The organism is Gilliamella sp. X-46 (genome assembly GCF_057063525.1).
The window spans coordinates 283766-305098 of sequence record NZ_JBXSQH010000002.1 but is presented as its reverse complement, the minus strand read 5'-3'; the positions used below and the strand labels follow the sequence as shown (position 1 = coordinate 305098).

18 protein-coding genes and 1 pseudogene are annotated in these 21333 nt (G+C 34.2%); 18 read left to right on the top strand and 1 reads right to left on the bottom strand.

Annotated features, from left to right (window positions below; translation table 11 throughout):
* Positions 1-24 precede the first annotated feature (24 nt).
* The 15 genes and pseudogenes from ACYIAJ_RS04060 to ACYIAJ_RS03990 all read left to right on the top strand — a co-directional run bounded on the left by ACYIAJ_RS04060 (position 25) and on the right by ACYIAJ_RS03990 (position 17664).
* Complete coding sequence (locus ACYIAJ_RS04060; RefSeq protein ID WP_483564365.1) at positions 25-1107, top strand: hypothetical protein; 1083 nt, start codon at positions 25-27, stop codon at positions 1105-1107.
* Positions 1108-1339: 232 nt separating this feature from the next.
* The gene (locus tag ACYIAJ_RS04055; RefSeq protein WP_091348626.1) at positions 1340-1546 is read left to right on the top strand and encodes a YheU family protein; all 207 of its coding nucleotides are present in this window, start codon (positions 1340-1342) and stop codon (positions 1544-1546) included.
* Positions 1547-1623: 77 nt separating this feature from the next.
* A complete protein-coding gene (gene crp / locus ACYIAJ_RS04050) occupies positions 1624-2256 on the top strand; it encodes a cAMP-activated global transcriptional regulator CRP (RefSeq protein WP_065560787.1) in 633 nt (210 codons plus the stop codon).
* A 51-nt stretch (positions 2257-2307) separates the two neighbouring features.
* Positions 2308-3039, top strand: coding sequence for an isoprenyl transferase (locus ACYIAJ_RS04045; RefSeq protein ID WP_160402100.1), 732 nt, complete (start codon positions 2308-2310; stop codon positions 3037-3039).
* Positions 3033-3875 (top strand): phosphatidate cytidylyltransferase, encoded by an 843-nt coding sequence (locus ACYIAJ_RS04040; RefSeq protein ID WP_483558599.1) that lies wholly within the window; start codon positions 3033-3035, stop codon positions 3873-3875. Before ACYIAJ_RS04045 ends, ACYIAJ_RS04040 begins: the two co-directional genes overlap by 7 nt.
* A 13-nt stretch (positions 3876-3888) precedes the next feature.
* Entirely contained in the window at positions 3889-5208 is a 1320-nt protein-coding gene (rseP, locus tag ACYIAJ_RS04035) for an RIP metalloprotease RseP (RefSeq protein WP_483564364.1), read from the top strand.
* Between the two features lie 25 nt (positions 5209-5233).
* Positions 5234-7657, top strand: coding sequence for an outer membrane protein assembly factor BamA (gene bamA, locus ACYIAJ_RS04030; RefSeq protein ID WP_483558596.1), 2424 nt, complete (start codon positions 5234-5236; stop codon positions 7655-7657).
* Between the two features lie 35 nt (positions 7658-7692).
* Positions 7693-8181: an OmpH/Skp family outer membrane protein gene (locus ACYIAJ_RS04025; protein WP_483558594.1), complete on the top strand. Its 489-nt coding sequence runs from the start codon at positions 7693-7695 to the stop codon at positions 8179-8181.
* Positions 8181-9209: a UDP-3-O-(3-hydroxymyristoyl)glucosamine N-acyltransferase gene (gene lpxD / locus ACYIAJ_RS04020; protein WP_483558593.1), complete on the top strand. Its 1029-nt coding sequence runs from the start codon at positions 8181-8183 to the stop codon at positions 9207-9209. Before ACYIAJ_RS04025 ends, lpxD begins: the two co-directional genes overlap by 1 nt.
* Before the next feature lie 108 nt (positions 9210-9317).
* A complete protein-coding gene (tig, locus tag ACYIAJ_RS04015; protein ID WP_483564363.1) occupies positions 9318-10619 on the top strand; it encodes a trigger factor in 1302 nt (433 codons plus the stop codon).
* 94 nt (positions 10620-10713) lie between these two features.
* Positions 10714-11316, top strand: coding sequence for an ATP-dependent Clp endopeptidase proteolytic subunit ClpP (gene clpP, locus ACYIAJ_RS04010; RefSeq protein ID WP_483558589.1), 603 nt, complete (start codon positions 10714-10716; stop codon positions 11314-11316).
* Between the two features lie 10 nt (positions 11317-11326).
* The gene (gene clpX / locus ACYIAJ_RS04005) at positions 11327-12601 is read left to right on the top strand and encodes an ATP-dependent protease ATP-binding subunit ClpX (RefSeq protein ID WP_483564362.1); all 1275 of its coding nucleotides are present in this window, start codon (positions 11327-11329) and stop codon (positions 12599-12601) included.
* 166 nt (positions 12602-12767) lie between these two features.
* Positions 12768-15125 (top strand): annotated as a pseudogene (gene lon, locus ACYIAJ_RS04000) (endopeptidase La); the annotation flags it as partial.
* Between the two features lie 210 nt (positions 15126-15335).
* Positions 15336-17198: a SurA N-terminal domain-containing protein gene (locus ACYIAJ_RS03995; protein ID WP_483558585.1), complete on the top strand. Its 1863-nt coding sequence runs from the start codon at positions 15336-15338 to the stop codon at positions 17196-17198.
* A 154-nt stretch (positions 17199-17352) separates the two neighbouring features.
* Positions 17353-17664 carry a ComEA family DNA-binding protein gene (locus tag ACYIAJ_RS03990; RefSeq protein ID WP_483558583.1) on the top strand — a complete coding sequence of 104 codons (312 nt, stop codon included), beginning with the start codon at positions 17353-17355 and terminating at the stop codon, positions 17662-17664.
* 43 nt (positions 17665-17707) lie between these two features.
* On the opposite strand, the gene priA is transcribed toward ACYIAJ_RS03990, so the two are convergent.
* Positions 17708-19876, bottom strand: coding sequence for a primosomal protein N' (priA, locus tag ACYIAJ_RS03985; RefSeq protein ID WP_483558724.1), 2169 nt, complete (start codon positions 19874-19876; stop codon positions 17708-17710).
* A 197-nt stretch (positions 19877-20073) separates the two neighbouring features.
* Here priA and moaC point away from each other — a divergent pair, with 197 nt between their 5' ends.
* The 3 genes from moaC to moaE are packed head-to-tail and all read left to right on the top strand — an operon-like array spanning position 20074 to position 21264.
* Positions 20074-20556 (top strand): cyclic pyranopterin monophosphate synthase MoaC, encoded by a 483-nt coding sequence (moaC, locus tag ACYIAJ_RS03980; RefSeq protein WP_483558581.1) that lies wholly within the window; start codon positions 20074-20076, stop codon positions 20554-20556.
* Positions 20557-20570: 14 nt separating this feature from the next.
* Positions 20571-20816, top strand: a complete 246-nt coding sequence (gene moaD, locus ACYIAJ_RS03975; RefSeq protein ID WP_483558579.1) for a molybdopterin synthase sulfur carrier subunit — start codon at positions 20571-20573, stop codon at positions 20814-20816.
* 4 nt (positions 20817-20820) lie between these two features.
* Entirely contained in the window at positions 20821-21264 is a 444-nt protein-coding gene (gene moaE / locus ACYIAJ_RS03970; RefSeq protein WP_483558577.1) for a molybdopterin synthase catalytic subunit MoaE, read from the top strand.
* Positions 21265-21333 lie beyond the last annotated feature (69 nt).

Genomic DNA, 21333 nt, shown 5'->3' with positions numbered 1-21333 from the left:
TATAGAAAAAATAGGAAGTTAAATATGAAAAATCTTACAATTAAAAAAGTTGCACTAGGCTTGTTTTTAGCTGGCTATGCAGCAAGTAGTGCGTTTGCTGCGTTACAGAAAGAAACTGCTAATCTTATCAACGGTAATGCACCAGTATTGAAATCCCGTGCAGATGTAGCTAACAAATTGACTGTCGATATAATCCATGCGGATGGCTCAGCATATGTTGCAGGTGACGTAGTTAGAGTAGGTGATAAAGTTCATATCAAATATCGATTAGCCGATTTAGATGGTGATACTGATAATAGTACTGCAGGAAAAGTAAAAGCGTCACTCGAAGTTTCTGGAAAAGATTCAAATAATACTTGGACTGTCATTCCAACACCTACGGTAGTATCAACTTATGATCCTGCCGACCCGGAATTAGGTGAACTTGTATTTGAATTTACCAATGATTTCGTTGGTAAAAGCAGCATTGGTTTCAAGCTTAGAGCAGAAACTGAATTTGGTCTTCCTACAAAAGGTCAGTGGGCATGGACAAGCGATATCTTTGGGGCAGGCATACCTAATCATGATGATATTAATCCAAGTAACCCTGGAGCTCCAGATTCTAATGGTACCCTTCCTGGAGGGCCTGGTGAAGGTAACTCTAGTAATAACGGTAATGGTACAAATCCTGGCCCTGTTATGCCTTCAAGTGGTATGTTAGGTATTTTCCTAGTTGATAGCACAGGTAACCTTTTAAATCGCGAAAGCTATACTAATTTAGGTTCTACTTTAGTACCTAAATATGGCGAAAGATATGCAGCTATAGTATGGGATGATGCAAATACTGATGGTATTTATCAAGCTACTGAATCTGAGTATACTCGTGGCTTTAGGTTTGAATGGCATGTAACAGGTAATAGTAATGACGTCCCAGCTACAGATGGTTTTATAGGTAATAATATAACAGCTGACACAACTGCTCTTACCGGTAATGGAAATAGATTAGGCACAAATGATACTATCTTCTTAGGTTCTGATACCTCTGGTACTAAGCATAACAGTGTTTATAGCTTTAGCACCCATAAAGCAGGTATTCAAGGTTACAAACTTCAAGTTAAAACAAACTAATTGTAAGCTAGATTCTTACATTATAAAAGCCACTCTTCGGAGTGGTTTTTTATTAGCTTGTGGTTTTAATTTAATATTGAAGGTATTAGGTAAAATACAGTTTGTATCTTGTCTATTTTAGTCTTGATATAAAACCGATAAACTCAGTAAAACTATAATAATTAAATTCTCACTTCTTATTATTAACTTAATGATTTAAAATGGCACTAAATTTAACTCGATGTAATTTACAATGAATATTCCTTGGCAAGATCTTGACCCTGAAACGTTAAATAACCTTATAGAATATTTTGTATTGCGTGAAGGTACTGATTACGGTTTACACGAAACATCATTACAAGAAAAAGTTAACGATGTTAAACTTCAGTTAGCAAATGGTTCTGCAGTCATATTTTGGTCACAATTACATGAAACAATTGATATTAAACTAATTAAATAATGATTGTATGTTAATATATGATTTATTGTGTAACTTTGTTATAGTGTCTTGGATGTAAATTAAATAGAGAGGTAGCAATAATGATTGGTAAACCGCAATCGGATACAACGTTAGAATGGTTTTTATCTCACTGCCATATTCATAAATACCCAGCTAAGAGCACCCTTATACACCAAGGTGAAAAAGCAGAAACTCTCTATTATATTTTAAAAGGTTCTGTCGCTGTTTTGATTAAAGATGATGAAGGTAACGAAATGATTTTGTCTTACTTGAATCAAAATCAGTTTTTAGGTGAATTAGGCCTTTTTGAAGAAGGCACCGAGCGAAGTGCTTGGGTTAAAGCTAAAACAAGTTGTGAAGTGGCCGAAATTTCATACAAAAAATTTAAACAACTTGTCCAAGTTAATCCTGATATTTTAATGCGTCTTGCGAGCCAAATGGCAAGTCGATTACAAGTAACTTCTGAAAAGGTCAGCAATTTAGCATTTTTGGATGTAGCTGGACGCATTGCACAAACACTTTTAAATCTTGCAAAACAACCTGATGCAATGACTCATCCTGATGGTATGCAAATTAAAATTACACGGCAAGAAATAGGGCAAATAGTTGGTTGTTCACGAGAAACAGTTGGCCGAATTTTAAAAATGCTTGAAGATCAACATTTGATTTCTGCACATGGCAAAACGATTGTCGTTTATGGTACACGTTAATTGGTCAAAATAATAAATTGATAAAATGATTGATACAATACGAGATATGGCATGACTCAAGAAAGATGTATTCCAAGTCATGTGGCTATAATTATGGATGGAAATGGACGCTGGGCACAACAACGTAACCAATTGCGTGCCATTGGTCATCGAGCAGGTTTAAAAACTGTACGGAAAATTGTTGCTTATGCGGCAAGATTGAAGGTGAAAGTCCTTACTTTATACGCATTTAGTAGTGAAAACTGGAAGCGTCCGCCTAATGAAGTTTCAGCTCTGATTTCCCTTTTTATTTATGCATTAAATCGAGAAATCAAAAACTTACATAAAAATAATGTTCGCTTGAATATTATTGGTGATATTTCTCGGTTTAGTGAACATTTGCAAGAAATGATTGTTCGCGCAGAAGATCTAACCAAAAACAATTCAGGCCTTGTTCTGAATATTGCTGCCAATTATGGTGGACGTTGGGATATCTTACAATCTGCAAAAAAAATGGCTATGCAAATAAAAAAGGGGGAAATCACTTTAGAACAAGTGACAGAAGATCGTTTTGCTTCAATAATGTGTATGGGAAAATTTCCCGAAGTTGATTTAGTTATTCGTACAGGTGGCGAATATCGGATTAGTAATTTTTTACTATGGCAAATTGCTTATTCTGAGCTTTACTTTACCGATACCTTATGGCCTGATTTTAATCAGACTTTATTTGATGAAGCAATCAATGTATTTAATGCCAGAGAACGACGTTTTGGTGGCATTCATAATAAGGAACACTCATGTTAATCCATCGTATATTGGCCGCAATTGTGCTTATTCCGCTTGTTATAGCGGTTGTTTTTTTTGTCCCATTATCAGTATTTTCTTTAATTATTATTCTGGTTTGTGGACTAGCAGCGTGGGAATGGGCTCAGTTTCTTCATATTACTAACAAGTATTCAAGGTTGATTTTTGCGGTTTCAATCGTAGTTTTGCTAAGTATACTTTATTTGATTCCCAACTCCTGTGAATTAAAAATAAGGTTATTTGGCGTTATTTTATTTTTATCGATTATATGGTGGATAATTGCTTTGTGTTTAGTACTTAGCTATCCCGATACAACTAAATATTGGCGTAATTCAATTGTTATAAAATTGTTATTTGCTTTTTTTACACTAGTGCCGTTTTTTATTAGTATGATTGAATTACGCTCCATTAACTATAATTCTAATTCTTACATAGGCGCAATTTGGCTGCTTTATGTCTTTGTGCTAGTATGGGCTACAGATACTGGTGCTTATTTTGCAGGGCGAACATTTGGTAAGCGAAAATTAGCAGCAAAAGTATCACCAGGTAAGACTATAGAGGGCTTTATTGGTGGTGTTAGTTTGGCAGTCATTATTAGTCTAATTGCTTACTTTTTTAATTTGTTTGATATGGCATTTAGCGTATTTTTTATTAGCTCTTTGTTAGCAATTTTTGTTTCAGTATTAGGCGATTTAACTGAAAGTATGTTTAAGCGTGAAGCTGGTATTAAAGATAGCGGTCATTTAATTCCTGGGCATGGCGGTATTTTAGATCGTATTGATAGCTTAACTGCTGCTGTTCCTGTTTTTACTGCATTATCTTTTTGTTTACTATAAAAGGTGATAGATTTTGCTGTGGTCACTATTATTATTTGTAATTACTATCAGTATATTAGTTACTATTCATGAGTTTGGGCATTTTTGTATTGCTCGCTTATGCAAGGTTAAAGTTGAATGCTTTTCAATTGGTTTCGGTAAAAAAATTTGGTCACATAAATTTTTAAGTGGAACCGAGTTGGTAATCGCTATGATTCCACTTGGTGGTTATGTTAAAATGCTTGATGGAAGAGCAACAATCTTATCAAGCAATGACGAAAAATTTGCATTTGATAAAAAAAAGATTTGGCAACGTGCTTTAATTATTTTTGCCGGTCCATTTGCTAACTTTATCTTGGCTTTGATTATCTATTGGATTATTTTTTTGATAGGGGTAGTACATTATCCAGTTAAAGTTAAAGATGTGATACCTAACACACCAGCAGCTTCGGTCGCAATTCCACCTGGCGCTGAGTTGAAGACCATTGATAATGTTAAAATTGAAAATTGGAATGATGTCAATTTGGCCTTAATTGCTGTAATGGGTAAGACAAATATAACTTTTTCTTATATTGATAGTACTGATAATAGTAATCAAAAAGAAGTGAAAAAAAGTGTAGATATTAACAATTGGCGTTTTGATATAGAAAAAGATTCGGCTATTATGGCGTTTGGTTTTGTGCCTAAAGAGTTGGAAATTTATCCGATTGTGAGTAAAATTGTACCAAATTCTGCTGCTGAGCGGGCTGGTTTACGTGTTGGCGATAAAATTATTGGTTATAATGAGCAATCGTATGTAGATTGGAATGATTTTTCCAATACAATTAAAAAAGCTCAAGCTATCATTTTAAAGGTTAATCGAGCAAATAAAGATATTTATCTTAAACTGGTACCGACTGTTCAAAAGAACGGAGAAGGTGTTGCGGGTTTATATCCTACATCTGATGCAAGAGTTGTTCAGTATGGTTTTTTAGATGGGTTTAATAAGGGTATTGCGCAAACACTGTTAACTACAAAGTTAACAATTCGTTCGCTTTATCAATTAGTAACAGGGGTTATTGGACTAAAACATTTATCAGGACCAATAACAATAGCAAAAAGCGCAGGGCAAACAGCAAGTTATGGTTTTACTCCTTACTTATATTTTCTAGCCTTTATTAGTATAAGTTTGGGGATTATCAATCTTGTTCCATTACCTATGTTAGATGGCGGCCACCTTATTTTTTTATTGTTTGAAAAAATAAACGGAAAAGCCTTATCAAATAAAGCACAAGAGCGTTTTTTTCGTATTGGCTTTTTTTTATTAATGGTAATAATGGGAATTGCACTATTTAATGATATTTTACGATTGTGATGGAATGAGGTTATAAACATTTACGATGAAAATAAATAAATTACTTATAGCATCTTTGCTGTTCAGTACTACAGCCGTATATAGTTCCAATGCATTTTGTGTTGATGATTTTGTGGTGAAAGATATCAAATTTGAAGGTTTGCAACGTGTGACAGTTGGTGCTGCATTACTTGAAATGCCAATTCAAATTGGTGATTATGTTAATGAAGCTGATTTAGGCCGTATCATCAAATCACTTTATTCTAGTGGTAACTTTGATAATATTACTGTTTCTCGTGATGGCGATCAGCTAATTATTCATGTTGAAGAACGCCCTACTATTGCTAGTATCACTTTTTCTGGTAATAAATCAGTGAAAGATGATATGCTCAAGAAAAACCTAGATAGTTCAGGTATCCGTGAAGGCGAAGCGTTAGATCGCACAATGCTTTCAGGTATAGAAAAGGGCTTAGAAGATTTTTATTACAGTGTTGGTAAGTACAATGCTCAAATTAAAGCTGTTGTAACTCCTCTATCTCGTAATCGTGTTGATTTAAAGTTAGTTGTTGCTGAAGGCAAATCGGCGTTAATTGATCAGATCAATATTGTTGGAGCTAAAGCTTTTTCATCAGAAGAACTCATCGCACGCTTTACTTTGCGTGATGAGGTTCCTTGGTGGAATATGCTTGGCGATCGTAAATATCAAAAACAAAAATTATCTTCAGATTTAGATGAACTGCAGAGCTTTTATTTAAATCGGGGTTACGCTCGTTTTAATATAGAGTCAACACAAGTTAGTTTAACGCCAGATAAAAAAGGCATTTACGTTACAATTAATATTCATGAAGGTGAACAGTATAAATTATCTCAACTTGAATTTATGGGTAATTTTGCAAATCATAAAGATGCGATTGCTAAAATTGCTAATGAAAAAGTAGCGATTGGTGAACTTTATAATGGTAAAAAAATAACCGAAATTGAAGATAATATTAAGCGTTTACTTGCTAATTTTGGTTATGCATATCCTAGAGTTTCAATCCAACCAGAAATGGATGATAGTGCACATACAGTTAAATTAAATGTACTTGTTGATGTAGGTCAACGTTATTATGTTCGTAATATTAAAATCGTTGGTAATACGGTAACAAGCGAAACCGTAGTGCGTCGTGAACTGCGCCAAATGGAAGGCGCATGGTTAAGTAATGGATTAGTTGAATTAGGTAAAGAACGTTTAAGTCGACTTGGTTTTTTTGATACTGTTGAAGCAAATACTGAACGAGTACCAGGCGTAGATGATCAGGTTGATATCATTTATAAAGTTGCTGAACGTAATACTGGTAGTATTAAATTTGGTGTCGGTATTGGTTCTGATAGCGGTCTTAGTTTCAATGCCGGTATTTCTCAAGATAACTGGTTAGGTACGGGGAATAGTGTTTCATTTGATGTTAACACTACAGATACAGATAAAACTGCATCTATTTCTATTGTTGATCCTTATTTTACAGTTGATGGAGTAAGTTTAGGCGGCAGTATTTACTATAATACCTATAAAAATGACGATAAAGATGATGAGTCAGAATACTCAAGTAAAACATGGGGAGCATCGGCAAATTTAGGTTTCCCTATTAGTGAAAATAATTTTGTTCGATTTGGTTCGGAATTTGCCAATCATAAATTATCGGATATGCAACCACAGTATAGTATGTGGCGTTATTTTGATTCTATGGGTAAAAATGTAAAAGATAAGAATTCATTTACGTATGATACAAATGATCTATTGTTGAATGCTTATTGGACATACAACTCTTTAGATCGTGGATTCTTTCCTACTGACGGTTTAAAAATGACTGCTAGTGCAAAAGTCACCGCACCTGTATTTGATAATCGATTCTATAAACTGATATCAGACGCATCTTACTATTATCCAATTGACAATGATCATAATTGGATATTTTTAACCCGTGCCCGATTTGGTTATGGAGGTGGTTTAGGTGGTAAAGAGTTGCCATTTTATGAAAACTTCTATGCTGGTGGGGCATCAGTATTGAGAGGGTTTAAATCAAATACCGTTGGTCCTAAAGCCGTATATTTTAATAAAGCTGGCGTTTGTGATAGTTTAGAACATACATCAGGATGCACAAAATCAAAAGATGCCGTAGGTGGTAACGCTATAGCTTTTGCTAGTACAGAGCTGATTGTTCCAACTCCATTTGCTGGAGAAAAATACGCGGATAACATTAGAACATCGCTATTTTTTGATGCGGGTACAGTATGGGATACTGAGTGGAACTTAAAGGGGAGAGATATTCCCGATTATAGCTCTCCATCTGATATTAGAATGTCAGCTGGTCTTGCTGTTCAGTGGATGTCACCATTAGGTCCTTTGGTATTTTCTTATGCTCAACCATTCAAAAAATATGATGGTGACTCATCACAACAATTTCAGTTTAATATAGGTTCTACATGGTAATTCATGTTATAAACAAAAATACATAGGTGATTAAAGTGAAAAAAATTATAGCTGTTTTAGGTATTAGTGCTGCATTACTTTTTGCTGGATTTGCTAATGCTGAAGTTAAATTTGGTGTGATTAATGTTGAATCAGTATTAGAACGGATGCCTCAACGTGAATCAGTAAGTAAAATGTTGAAAAATGAATTTGAAGCAAGAGCCAACTCATTGAAAGAAGAAGAAAAAAAATCTAAAGAAGCTATCGCTCGTCTAAAGAAAGATGGTTTAACATTATCTTCTTCTGAAAAAGCTAAATTAAATAAGGTAATTTCTGATTTTGAAAATAAAGCTGATGCGTTTTCAGTAGATTATCAAAAGCGTCAAAAAGAAGAATTTGAAAAATTAATTACTAAAATCCAAGAGGCAGTTAAAAATATTGTTGCAGCAGAAGGATACGATGTTATTTTAAACGCTGGAGCTACATTGTTCGCATCAGATGCAGTTGATATTTCAGATAAAGTGTTGGAAAAGGTTAAAAACTAATGTTTTCCTTTCGTTTAGAGCAATTAGCTAAGCAACTTGATTCTGAGTTACATGGTGATGGTAATATAACTATCACCGGTATAGCATCAATGAAAAGTGCGGTATCTGGGCAAATTACTTTTTTGTCTGATAAAAAATTACAAAGTAATTTATCAACATGTAAAGCTTCTGCTGTCGTAATGACTAGAGAGAGTGTTGAACATTGGGGCGGGGCTGCTCTTATTGTTAAAAATCCTTATCTTGCATACGCAAAATTAGCGCAAATCCTTGATACCACGCCAACACCAGCAAAAGATATCGCACCGACAGCTGTAATTGATTCAACTGCTAAGCTAGGTAGCAATATTTCGATTGGTGCTAATGCTGTTATCGAAAGCGGTGTCGTGTTAGGTGATAATTGTATTATTGGTGCAGGTTGCTTTATTGGTAAAAATACAATAATCGGTGCCGGTACAAAATTATGGGCTAATATTTCTATTTATCATAATTGTGTTATTGGTGAAAATTGCTTAATTCAGTCTGGAACTGTAATTGGCGCTGATGGATTTGGTTATGCTAATGATAAAGGTAAATGGATTAAAATTCCCCAACTAGGTCGTGTTGTTATCGGTAATAACGTTGAAATTGGAGCCTCAACAACAATCGATCGTGGTGCTCTTGATGATACTATTATTGGTAATGGTGTTATTATTGATAATCAATGCCAGATTGCTCATAACGATATTATTGGCGATCATACTGCAGTTGCTGGTGGTGTTATTATGGCAGGGAGTTTAACTATTGGTCGTCATTGCTTAATTGGTGGAGCTAGTGTGATTAATGGACATATGGAAATATGTGATCAAGTTACCGTAACTGGTATGGGGATGGTAATGCGCCCAATTACACAGCCGGGTGTTTACTCATCGGGCATTCCATTGCAAGAAAATAAAGTATGGCGTAAAACTGCGTCGTTAGTTTTACATATTGACGAGATGAATAAACGCTTGAAAGCACTTGAGAAGAAACAATTAAATGTCTCGACGTAGACGATTACGGTCGGTATAATGCATGCCTATTTTTAATATTTTTTTAGCTCAGTTATCGTTTTTATATAATTATGGACGAATAACATTCAATAATTTCGAGGTATAAAGATGCAAGTTTCGGTAGAAACAACAAAAGGTTTAGGTCGACGTTTATCAATTACAATTAAATCAGAAGACATCAAAAAAGCGGTTGATAAAGAACTAATTAATACTGCAAAAAAAGTACGTATTGATGGTTTTCGTAAAGGAAAAGTACCTTTAAAGATTGTTGAACAACGTTATGGGGCTTCTATTTTACAAGACGCATTAGGCGATTTGATGCAACGAAATTTTGTTGAAGCAATTATTCAAGAAAAATTAAATCCAGCAGGCGCCCCAACTTATACTCCACAAGAATATAAAAATGGTGAAGATTATACCTTTACTGTTGAATTTGAAGTATACCCAGAAATCAAAGTTGAAAATTTAGATAAAATTGAAGTTGAAAAACCTGTAGCAGAAGTTGGAGATGCTGATATAGAGACTATGATCGAAACTTTACGCAAACAACAAGGTGCTTGGAAAGAGGTTAAAAAAGCAGCTCAAGATCAATATCGTGTTACTTTGGATTTTGTTGGTCAGGTTGACGGTGCGGAGTTCGAAGGTGGTAAAGCCAATGATTTCGCGTTGGTGTTAGGTCAAGGCCGTATGATTCCGGGGTTTGAAGATGCAATTATTGGTCATAAAGAAGGTGATCAGTTTGATATTAATGTGACCTTCCCAGAAGATTATCATGCCGAAAACCTAAAAGGTAAACCTGCTATATTTGCAGCAACACTTAAAAAAGTTGAGGAACTTGAATTACCAGAGCTTACAGAAGATGTTATTAAACGTTTTGGTATCGTTGATGGAACTGTTGAAAGCCTACGAGCTGAAGTTCGTAAGAACATGACTAGAGAGCTCAATGCAACAATTCGTAATAAAGTCAAAACACAAGCTATTGATGGTTTAGTTAAAAATAATGAAATTGATGTACCTGTAGCATTAATTGACCGCGAAATTGATGTATTACGTAAGCAAGCTTTATCTCGTTTTGGTGGTAATGTAAAACCCGGTATGGAGTTACCTAAAGAACTATTTGAAAACGAGGCAAGAAGACGAGTGGCTACTGGTTTATTATTTAGTGAAATCATTGAAAGTAATAAACTAACTGCGGATGAAGCGCGTGTTCAGGCATTAATTGATGAAATTGCAACTGCATATGAAGATCCAAAAGAAGTTTTAGAATATTATCGTAAAGATAAAAAAGCGATGGAGAATATTCGAGCTGTAGCATTAGAGGATCAAGTTGTTGATCTATTATTAGCTAGCGCAAAAGTAACGGAAAAGAATTACTCGTTTTCTGAATTAATGAATCAGCAAATAGCTTAACCTATTAGCTTTTTTCATTTAGTCAAAAAAGAGCACTTTAAAGCCCAAATAAGGAATATCTGTTTGGGCTATTTTGTTTAATTAGGAGATAAAAATGCCTTTAGAATCATATATGGGTGTTATTCCAATGGTTGTTGAGCAAAGTTCTCGTGGCGAAAGAGCTTACGATATTTACTCACGATTATTAAAAGAACGAATTATATTTTTGACAGGGCAAGTTGAAGATAATATGGCAAATCTTATTATCGCTCAAATGTTATTTCTAGAAGCGGAAAATCCTGATAAAGATATTCATTTGTATATTAATTCACCGGGTGGGGTGGTTACAGCTGGTATGGCAATCTATGATACTATGCAGTTTATAAAACCAGATGTCAGCACAATCTGTTTGGGGCAAGCATGCTCAATGGGTTCATTGCTTTTAACAGCGGGAACTAAAGGTAAACGTTATTGCTTACCTAATGCTCGTGTCATGATTCATCAGCCATTAGGTGGTTTTCAAGGGCAAGCTTCTGATATTCAAATACATGCACAAGAAATTTTACAAGTAAAGAGTCGTTTAAATAACATTTTAGCAATGCACACAGGTCAAGATATAGGTGTAATTGAAAAAGATACCGATCGTGATAACTTTATGTCTGCCGAAAAAGCAGTTGAATATGGTTTAGTTGATGCCATATACAATAAACGATCTTAATATTAGATAGGTGGTAGAAGTGAATAAAGAAAGTTCAGAAAAATTACTCTATTGTACTTTTTGTGGTAAAAGTGAGCATGAAGTCCGTAAACTTATTGCTGGGCCATCATCTATTTATATCTGTAACGAATGTATAGGATTGTGTAATGATATCTTAAAAGAAGAGACAAAAAGTTTTCTTTCTCATGAAGAGTTTATCAGTAAGCCATTACCAACACCACATGAAATTAGAGAGCATCTTGATGAGTATGTAATTGGTCAAGAACGTGCAAAAAAAGTTTTATCCGTTGCTGTTTATAATCATTATAAACGATTGCGTAATTATGCAAGTAGAAGTGATGTTGAATTGGGCAAAAGTAATATTTTGCTTATAGGACCTACAGGAAGTGGTAAAACGTTATTAGCTGAAACATTAGCTCGTTTTTTAGATGTTCCTTTTGCAATGGCAGATGCAACAACATTAACGGAAGCCGGTTATGTAGGTGAAGATGTAGAAAACATTATTCAAAAGCTATTACAAAATTGTGATTATGATGTTGAAAAAGCTCAACGTGGTATTATTTATGTTGATGAAATTGATAAGATTTCACGAAAATCAGATAATCCATCTATTACGAGAGATGTCTCTGGCGAAGGTGTTCAACAAGCTTTATTGAAAATTATTGAGGGAACAATTGCTTCAGTCCCACCAAAAGGAGGGCGTAAGCATCCTCAACAGGAGTTTTTACAAGTTGATACTTCAAAAATTTTATTTATTTGCGGTGGTGCATTTAGTGGTCTAGATAAAGTTATCGAAAACCGCGTATCAACTAATACAGGAATAGGTTTTGGTGCTGATGTAAAAAGTACGAAAAATAAAATTTCTGAGTCAGAATTATTAGCGCAAATAGAAGCAGAAGATTTAGTTAAATTTGGATTAATTCCAGAATTTATTGGGAGATTGCCTGTTATTGGTACTTTATCGGAGTTAGATAAGAATGCTTTAATTAATATTCTAACTGAACCTAAAAATGCGTTAACTAAGCAATTTCAAACTTTGATTGAATTAGATGGCGTTGAGCTTGAGTTTACAGAAGAAGCACTGGACGCTATCGCTATAAAAGCAATGCAACGTAAAACAGGGGCAAGGGGATTGCGTTCAATTGTTGAAAATATATTATTAGATACAATGTACGATTTACCGTCAATGAATTCTGTTAAAAAAGTGATTGTAGAAAAAGAAACGGTCGAAAGATATCAAGCACCAAAGTTAGTGTACCGCGAAGATGCTGAACTATCTGCTTGAAATATAAATTTGCCATCATAAAAATATGATGGCAAATTTATAGCCTCAAATTAGTACTAAAATAAAGTTACTTTAAAAACTGTCAATATGTCCCAAAAATAGGCTTGAATGTCTAAAAACGATCCCAATATTTATCTAATGGGTTTGTACTACTAGAGAGAAGAAAATGAAAATAAAACGAACTAAACACATGATTATGCCTATTTTACCATTGCGTGATGTTGTTGTATTTCCACATATGGTAATTCCTCTCTTTGTTGGTCGAAGTAAATCAATACGTTGCCTAGAAAGTGCAATGGAAATGGATAAGCAAGTTTTTCTTGTAACCCAAAAAAATCCTTCTCAAGATGATCCTGATGTAGATGATTTATATGAAGTCGGAACAGTGGCTAATGTCGTACAATTACTTCAATTACCTGATGGAACTGTAAAAGTTCTTGTTGAAGGTGTTGAACGTGCCAAAATGATGGATATTGCTGTGCATGAAAATAATGAATTTTTTATTGCAAAAGTCAAGCCATTAAGCGAAGTTAAAAAGGCAGAAGATATAAGTGAAGCTATGATCCGCTTAACTTTATCTAACTTTGATGAATATTCAAAACTTAATAAAAAAATAACTCAGGAAGTTGTTGATTCTATCCGTTTAGTGAAAGAACCATCGCGTTTAGCTGATTCTATTGCTGCTACGCTTTTTTTAAGAGTTGAACAGAAACAAGAGATTCTAGTTGCAGCTAATCTTGTAAAGCGTTTTGAGTTGCTTATTTCATTAATGGAGTCAGAAATTGATTTATTACAAGTCGAAAAAAATATTCGACAACGTGTTAAGCAGCAAATGGAAAAGGCTCAAAAAGAGTATTATTTGAACGAGCAAATTAAAGCTATTCATAAAGAGTTAGGTGATATAGACAATAAACCTGATGAATATGAAGAGTTAAAAGAAAAAATTATTAAAGCTAAAATGTCAAACGAGGCTACAGATAAAGCATTAGCCGAACTTAATAAATTAAAAATGATGCCGGCAATGTCTGCTGAAGCGACAGTAGTTCGAAGTTATATTGATTGGATGATTCAAGTTCCTTGGTATAAGCGTAGCAAAGTTAAAAAAGATATTGAAGGTGCACAAAAAGTTCTAGATAAAGATCATTATGGACTTGAACGCGTAAAAGACAGAATTTTAGAATATTTAGCTGTTCAAGGCCGTGTTAATAAAGTTAAAGGTCCTATTTTGTGTTTGGTTGGGCCTCCAGGTGTAGGTAAAACATCGCTAGGTCAATCGATAGCTAAAGCAACAGGCCGTCAGTATATTCGCATGGCTTTAGGTGGAGTGCGCGATGAGGCTGAGATTCGTGGACATAGACGTACTTACATTGGTTCAATGCCGGGAAAATTAATTCAGCGTATGGCAAAAGTAGGTGTTAAGAACCCATTATTCTTATTAGATGAAATTGATAAGATGGCATCGGATATGCGTGGTGATCCTGCATCAGCATTATTAGAAGTGCTTGATCCAGAGCAAAATAATGCTTTTAGCGACCATTATTTAGAAGTTGATTACGATTTATCTGATGTGATGTTTGTTGCAACGGCTAACTCTATGAATATTCCCGCACCATTGTTGGATAGAATGGAGGTGATTCGTCTTTCTGGTTATACAGAAGATGAAAAATTGAATATAGCTAAGCAACATTTAATTACTAAGCAGATAGAAGATAATGGTTTAAAGCCAAAAGAAATTAGCATTGATGATTCAGCCATCATCGGTATTATCCGCTATTATACTCGTGAGGCGGGTGTTCGAAGTTTGGAAAGAGAGATTGCAAAAATTTGCCGTAAAGTTATTAAACAGTTAGCATTAGACAGTAAATTGAAACAGGTAACTGTGACACAAGACAACTTAAAAGATTTCTTGGGAATACAGCGTTTTGATTACGGTAAAACGGATAGTGAAAATCGCATCGGCCAGGTTGTTGGTCTTGCTTGGACAGAAGTCGGAGGTGATTTACTCACTATTGAATCGGTAAGTGTACCTGGAAAAGGGAAATTAACTTATACAGGTTCATTAGGTGATGTGATGCAAGAGTCAATACAAACGGCATTGACAGTTGTTCGGTCTCGTGCAGAAAAATTGGGTATTAATAGTGATTTTTATGAAAAACGTGATATCCATGTGCATGTACCAGATGGCGCAACACCAAAAGATGGGCCAAGTGCTGGTATTGCTATGTGTACATCATTAATTTCAACATTAACGGGTAATCCAGTTCGCTCAGATGTTGCTATGACGGGGGAAATAACATTACGTGGTGAAGTTTTACCCATCGGTGGACTAAAAGAGAAGTTATTAGCTGCGCATAGAGGTGGAATTAAAGCTGTATTGATACCGATTGATAATGTTAAAGACTTAGAAGAAATCCCTGAGAATGTGAAGGCTGAAATTGATATACATCCTGTAAAATGGATTGATGAAGTATTAACAATTGCATTACAAAATAATCCATTAGGTATAGAGTTCGTAGCTAAAAAAACGACATTAAAGCAACCTGTAAAAAAGGCTATTAAAAAAATAAAAAATAGTGTTGGCCGTTCTGCTAGCTTAAATTAATTATTTTTTTATTTGAAAAAGATCAACTTGGTGTTGATCTTTTTTTGGACTTAATATTCTGACAATAGTTAATTTAGTTAAATATGCTATACTTTCAAAATTAAATATTAGGTATACGGAGAATCGCAAGAAATGATGGAAACAATCCGAACAGCAGCAAATAATCTTGTTGTTAAAATTATTTTTGCAATAATTATTTTATGTTTTATTTTCACTGGCGTCGGATTTTTAGGTTTTGGCGGTGGTAATAGTAGTGCACGTGATCAGCAACAATACATCGCAAAAGTTGATGGTGACGGTATCAGCCGCACTGAATTTGAAGCCCAAGCTAGACGAGCAACAGCAAATACTGGAGGGGATAGTTCTTTTATCAAACAGATACGTCGGGGTGTATTATCAAATCAAATTGATAATTATTTAGCTTATAAATTTTCAGAAAAGATAGGTGTAACTATTAGTAATGAACAGATTAAAAATTTCATTAAGAAACAAAGAGATTTTTTTAGAAATGGTAAATTTGATACTCAAAAATATTTAACCCTTCTAGCTGAAAATAATATTACTCCAGATGCTTATGCCGAAATTATAAGAACTGTATTGCAGCAACAACAGGTGATTAATGCTTTGACAAATAGCAGTTTTGTTTTGCCAATCGATTCTGAAATATCTTCACTCAAAAATCAAACTAGAAGCGTATATGCTACTTCAGTTAATACTTCAATAAGTGATATTGATGAAACACGTATTACGATAGATGATGAACAAAAATACTATAACGAAAATTTAAAAGAGTTTTTTAGGAAAGAGAGAGTAAAAGTTAAATATATTTTTGTATCAGAAGATGCTATAAGAAAAACAATTGACGTTACTGAAGACGAGATTAAGAATGAGTATAATAAAAATATTAAAACTTATTCATATCCAGCTAAGAAAGCCTATAGTGTAATTTTTGTTACTGATGAACAACAAGCTAATAAAATTGCAAAGGATCTTTCTTCTGGAGCTGATTTTGATAATATTGCTAAAACTGTCAATCAAAATCATGATATTTCTCCATACGGTAAAAATGGTTCATTAGGATGGTTTGCTGATGATGACTCTTTACCTCAAGTTTTTAAAAATGCTCAGTTGAAAAAAGTAGGGCAAATTTCATCACCAATTAAAGTTGACGGCGGTTATGCAATCGTGAAATTAGATGATATACAGGCCTCTAAGGTTATGGATTTTGATTTTGCGAAGTATCAAATTGATTCAAAACTGACTCAACAAAAAATACAGCAGACTTTGGAAAATGACGAAAATAAAATTAAAATTGCATTACATGACTCTCCTAAAAGTATTGAAGAGCTTGCTAAGAAAGTTGGACTAGAAGTAAAGACCTCTGATTGGATATTTTTCAACGATAGATTTGGAATAACTACTCATCCTGAAGTTAGTGACGTAGTTTTTAGTGAAGAAATGATAGCCGATGGTAAAGCGACAGGGCAAATTTCTGATTTAATCATAGCTGAAAGGGATTATGGTAGATATGATTTTGTTGTACAAACAATTGATTATCGTCCTGAAGGTGTTGCGCCGTTTGATGAGGTGAAAAATCAAATTCATGAAAAACTCTATGCAAAAATGGCTCAAAACCAGTTTAAATCTAGTGTCGATAATATATTGACTCAATTAAATGAAACAGGAGAAGCTAAAAATGTTCAGTTTGCACAAAAATACACCTTGAAGCGGAGTTCAACCGAACTCGACCCAAAAGTTGTTAATATGGTATTTAATTTAAATCCATCAGCATCAGGAAAGAGGGTTTTTGGTTCGGAATTTATCGATGATAAAAGTGCTTATATTGTTGTGCTAACTAAGGTAGATACCCCAACAAAATATGAAGATATTTCTTCTGAGTTGTTACCTTTATTCATTAGTGAAATGCATTATTATCTTGCTGCTGACATACGCTCTAAAGCTAAGATAGAAATTATGCCTGATGCTAATCTGTGATTTAGTTCTCAAAATAGTAGCAATTATCGAAAAAAAGAAAAGTCACTTAGGTGGCTTTTCTCATTCTTGCCATTCATGAAATTTGTTTTATTTGATTAAGTGAGATAGTTATAAAGCAAATTTATTTGCGTAACTATTTTTGGAGATTAATCAAATGAAAGTATTTTCACTATTATGTATTTTATTATCAAGTTTTGTTTTTTCTAACATAAGTTTTGCTGATTCCACTCCAGTGACATCGGCTAAAGTTAAACAGGAACAAAAACAAGTTGTTCAAGTAAATATTAATACTGCAACGGCAGAAGAATTATCAAAAGTATTGACGGGGATTGGGGCAAGTAAAGCCCAAAAAATTATCGAATATCGGGAAAAATTTGGTCCTTTCGTTTCCGTCGAGCAGTTAAAGGAAGTTTCTGGTATTGGTCAAGCAACACTAGATAAGAATGCCGGTAAAATAATTTTATGATTTATTATTTCCACCAATTAATATTGGTGGAAATAATATCAATCTAATTATCAGTAGGATCGACATCAATACTCCATCTCACTTTCGATGTTTCATTCCATTGACCTATTTCCGTTAATAGTTGATCTAATATTTGCTGCAAATATTGCCTATTTGTATGTTGAAGCAGTAATTGCCAACGATGGTACCCCGCTTTTTTGGGTTGGCTTGCAGGCATTGGCCCAAGTTGCCATAATGTATGATTATAATGTGCTTTTAACCAATCATAAATATGTTGTAAAAGTGTTGGTGCGTAATGATTATTGCGATCTGCTGCACGAATCAATGCTTGGTAACTAAATGGTGGTAGTTGGGTTTGTTGTCTTTCTTGTAATGTCAGTTTGGCAAATTTTTGATAGCCTTCAGTTAGTAAAACATTAAGTAAAGGATGATCAGGATGATATGTTTGTAAAATGACTTGACCTGCTTTTGCTTCACGGCCAGCCCTTCCTGATACTTGTGTATAAATTTGCGCAAATCGTTCAGTTGCTCGAAAATCACTTGAAAATAAAGCCCCATCAACATCTACAATTCCAACCAAAGTTATATCAGGGAAGTGATGTCCTTTTGCCAAAATTTGTGTGCCAACTAAAATGTGTGCACCACCTTGTTGAATACTGTGTAAATAGTTATCTAATGCACCTTTTTTACTAACTGTATCCCGATCAATACGACTAATTTTGATGTTAGGAAAAAGAATCTCAAGTTGTTGTTCAAGTTGTTCTGTTCCAAATCCAATCGGCATTAAATGAGTAGAGCCACATTTTGGGCATTGTTTGGGAATTGCTCTTGGTGTATCGCAATAATGACAAATCAGCTTGTGTTGTTTCTGATGAAATGTATAGGGTCTATCACAACGAGGACATTCAGCAATCCAACCGCAATCATGACATATTAATAATGGTGAAAAGCCTCGACGGTTTAAAAATAACATTACCTGGTTATTATTAGATAAATGTTTTTTTATTTCCTCAATTAATGGTTGTGATAAACCAGCAGTAAGTACTAACCCACGCAAATCTAAAATTGACTGTTTGGCTAACGTTGCATTACCGGCTCTTTCTGTTAATTGTAGTAAGCGGTACTTGTCGTTTTGTGCATTATTGAGTGTTTCAAGCGATGGTGTTGCAGAGCCTAAAATAATTGGAATATTGTTAAATTTAGCTCGTATAATTGCTAAATCTCGTGCATGATAGCGCCAACCTTCTTGTTGCTTATAGGAGCTATCATGTTCTTCATCAATAATAATTACCCCTAAGTCTTTAAATGGAGTAAAAAGTGACGAACGAGTACCTACCACAATAGCATTTTCTCCATTTTTGCTTCTTAACCAAACAGCTAGTCTTTGTTTATCAGTTAGTCCCGAATGAAGAATATCAATTGGTGCATTAAAACGTTGTTTAAAACGTTTAATTGTTTGTGGTGTTAAACCAATCTCAGGCACAAGTACTAATGCTTGTTTACCGGCAGTTAAAATATTTGTGAGTATATTCAAATAAACTTCAGTTTTACCTGAGCCAGTTACACCTTCCAGTAAAAATACCTCAAACTGGTGATTTTGTTTATTGACTGTTTCTATCGCATAATTCTGCTCTTTATTTAACTGAATTGAACTAGCATTAGTTGAAAAGTTTGTTTGCCATGGAATGTAATCTGGTTGGCAGCTTACTTGCTCTATAAGCTGCTTTTTCTGTAATTCGTGATAGACGGCGTTACTTATGTTAGTGTTAGAAATAGTATTATTTCTAAATGATGATAGTAATAATTGTTGTTTTGGGGCTCGTGATAGCGATTCTAAATCAATTTGCTTCCCCAATTTGGTTAATTGCCATTGTTTGGTTTCTTCTTTGACTGCATGGCGCCCTTGTCTTAACAAAATAGGCATAGCATGAAACAGAACCTCTCCGATGGGATAGTGGTAATAACTAGCAGCCCAGTTCAATAGCTGCCAAATGGAAGGTGAAAAAACTGGTTCACTATCGATAATTGCCTTAATGGTTTTTAATTTTTTAACATTAAATTCGGTTTTTTCATCAATGTTGACAATAATACCTATTGTATCTCTTTTACCAAAAGGAACTTTAACCCGCATTCCAACTTGAGCTGGCATCGTTAAGCTATAATCATAAAGTTGGTAGAGCGGTACGGGTAAGGCTACATGAGCAATAAGCATTGAAAAGTCACAATTATAATTAATCAAAAGTTATATTGTACGCAGTTTTCGTTTAACTCGCAAAACCTAACCTGATATATTCTATTTTAACAATTTTCGTGTGTTATTGATCTAATCAAATGTGGTGGTATCTATTTATAAAATTTGCTATCTTGGCAATACAATATAGTTTTACTTTTTTGAGGAATATATAGCAGATGTCTGAATCATTTTCACACATTAATCGTCAAGGCGATGCCCACATGGTTGATATATCAAATAAACCGAGCACTACTAGGGAAGCAAGAGCTGAGTCCTTTATTATGATGAATGCTAAAACATTAAATAGTATTATTGAGGGGAAACACTATAAAGGTGATGTTTTTGCAACGGCAAGGATTGCGGGCATTCAGGCTGCAAAAAAGACGTGGGAACTTATTCCTTTATGTCATCCTCTTTTATTGAGTAAAATTGAAATTAATATTGAAGCTGATTTAGTGAATTGTTGTGTGAAAATTGAATCTATTTGTCGATTGAATGGTCAAACTGGTGTCGAAATGGAAGCGTTGGTAGCAGCATCTGTTGCTGCGTTAACTATATATGACATGTGTAAATCTGTTCAAAAAGATATGGTGATTACTCAAGTAAGATTATTGACAAAGAAGGGTGGTAAATCTGGCGATTTTATAGCTAAATCATAAATATAGTGAATAGTATGAATAAAATTATTTTTTTTGCCCAAATTAGAGAATTAATTGGTGTGGAGAGTTTGATGTTAGATGCAGATCAACTTTCAATTTTTCGTCTTATTGAACAATTAAGTGAGCGTGGTGATCAATGGTTATTGGCTTTCAAGGAGCGTTCTGTTTTATGTGCTGTAAATCAAACATTGGTTGATTTTGATTATATTGTTCAAGCTGGCGATGAAATTGCATTCTTTCCTCCTGTGACTGGAGGGTAATATTATGGACCTTATCAAAGTCAGCCAAGAACCTATTGATGTTAATAAGCTAACTGATTGGCTTTCACATTTACCACAAGATGGTGCTATTGTTACTTTTATGGGCAAAGTTCGTAGTATTGAAAAATATACAATAAGCCTATTTTTAGAGCATTATGCAGGAATGACTGAAAAGGTTTTGGTTAATATTATAGCTCAAGCTAGAGAACGGTGGCAATTAAGCCGAGTAGCTATTATTCATCGTGTAGGTAAAATTAATGTTAATGAACAAATTGTATTTGTGGGGGTGAGTAGTGTACATCGGGCTGATTCATTTGCAGCAGCTGAATTTATTATGGATATATTAAAAAACGAAGCCCCTTTCTGGAAAAAAGAGAGAACTACTGATGGCGATATATGGGTTGATGCAAAAAAATCCGATGCTGAGGCATTGAAAAAATGGTATTAGTGGTTATTTAGGTTATAATGGTATTAAGTTATATCATGTATTTTTACGAGAGGTGATTAATGAAAAATT

What these genes read in the sequence shown, in the direction of transcription:
- ACYIAJ_RS04045 (WP_160402100.1), top strand. Translation starts at nt 2,308, where the DNA reads ATGACTCAAGAAAGATGTATTCCAAGTCATGTGGCTATAATTATGGAT.
- moaE (WP_483558577.1), top strand. Translation starts at nt 20,821, where the DNA reads ATGGACCTTATCAAAGTCAGCCAAGAACCTATTGATGTTAATAAGCTA.
- bamA (WP_483558596.1), top strand. Translation starts at nt 5,234, where the DNA reads ATGAAAATAAATAAATTACTTATAGCATCTTTGCTGTTCAGTACTACA.
- ACYIAJ_RS04060 (WP_483564365.1), top strand. Translation starts at nt 25, where the DNA reads ATGAAAAATCTTACAATTAAAAAAGTTGCACTAGGCTTGTTTTTAGCT.
- lpxD (WP_483558593.1), top strand. Translation starts at nt 8,181, where the DNA reads ATGTTTTCCTTTCGTTTAGAGCAATTAGCTAAGCAACTTGATTCTGAG.
- priA (WP_483558724.1), bottom strand. Translation starts at nt 19,876, where the DNA reads ATGCTTATTGCTCATGTAGCCTTACCCGTACCGCTCTACCAACTTTAT.
- moaC (WP_483558581.1), top strand. Translation starts at nt 20,074, where the DNA reads ATGTCTGAATCATTTTCACACATTAATCGTCAAGGCGATGCCCACATG.
- clpP (WP_483558589.1), top strand. Translation starts at nt 10,714, where the DNA reads ATGCCTTTAGAATCATATATGGGTGTTATTCCAATGGTTGTTGAGCAA.
- moaD (WP_483558579.1), top strand. Translation starts at nt 20,571, where the DNA reads ATGAATAAAATTATTTTTTTTGCCCAAATTAGAGAATTAATTGGTGTG.
- ACYIAJ_RS03995 (WP_483558585.1), top strand. Translation starts at nt 15,336, where the DNA reads ATGATGGAAACAATCCGAACAGCAGCAAATAATCTTGTTGTTAAAATT.
- ACYIAJ_RS04055 (WP_091348626.1), top strand. Translation starts at nt 1,340, where the DNA reads ATGAATATTCCTTGGCAAGATCTTGACCCTGAAACGTTAAATAACCTT.
- ACYIAJ_RS03990 (WP_483558583.1), top strand. Translation starts at nt 17,353, where the DNA reads ATGAAAGTATTTTCACTATTATGTATTTTATTATCAAGTTTTGTTTTT.
- ACYIAJ_RS04040 (WP_483558599.1), top strand. Translation starts at nt 3,033, where the DNA reads ATGTTAATCCATCGTATATTGGCCGCAATTGTGCTTATTCCGCTTGTT.
- tig (WP_483564363.1), top strand. Translation starts at nt 9,318, where the DNA reads ATGCAAGTTTCGGTAGAAACAACAAAAGGTTTAGGTCGACGTTTATCA.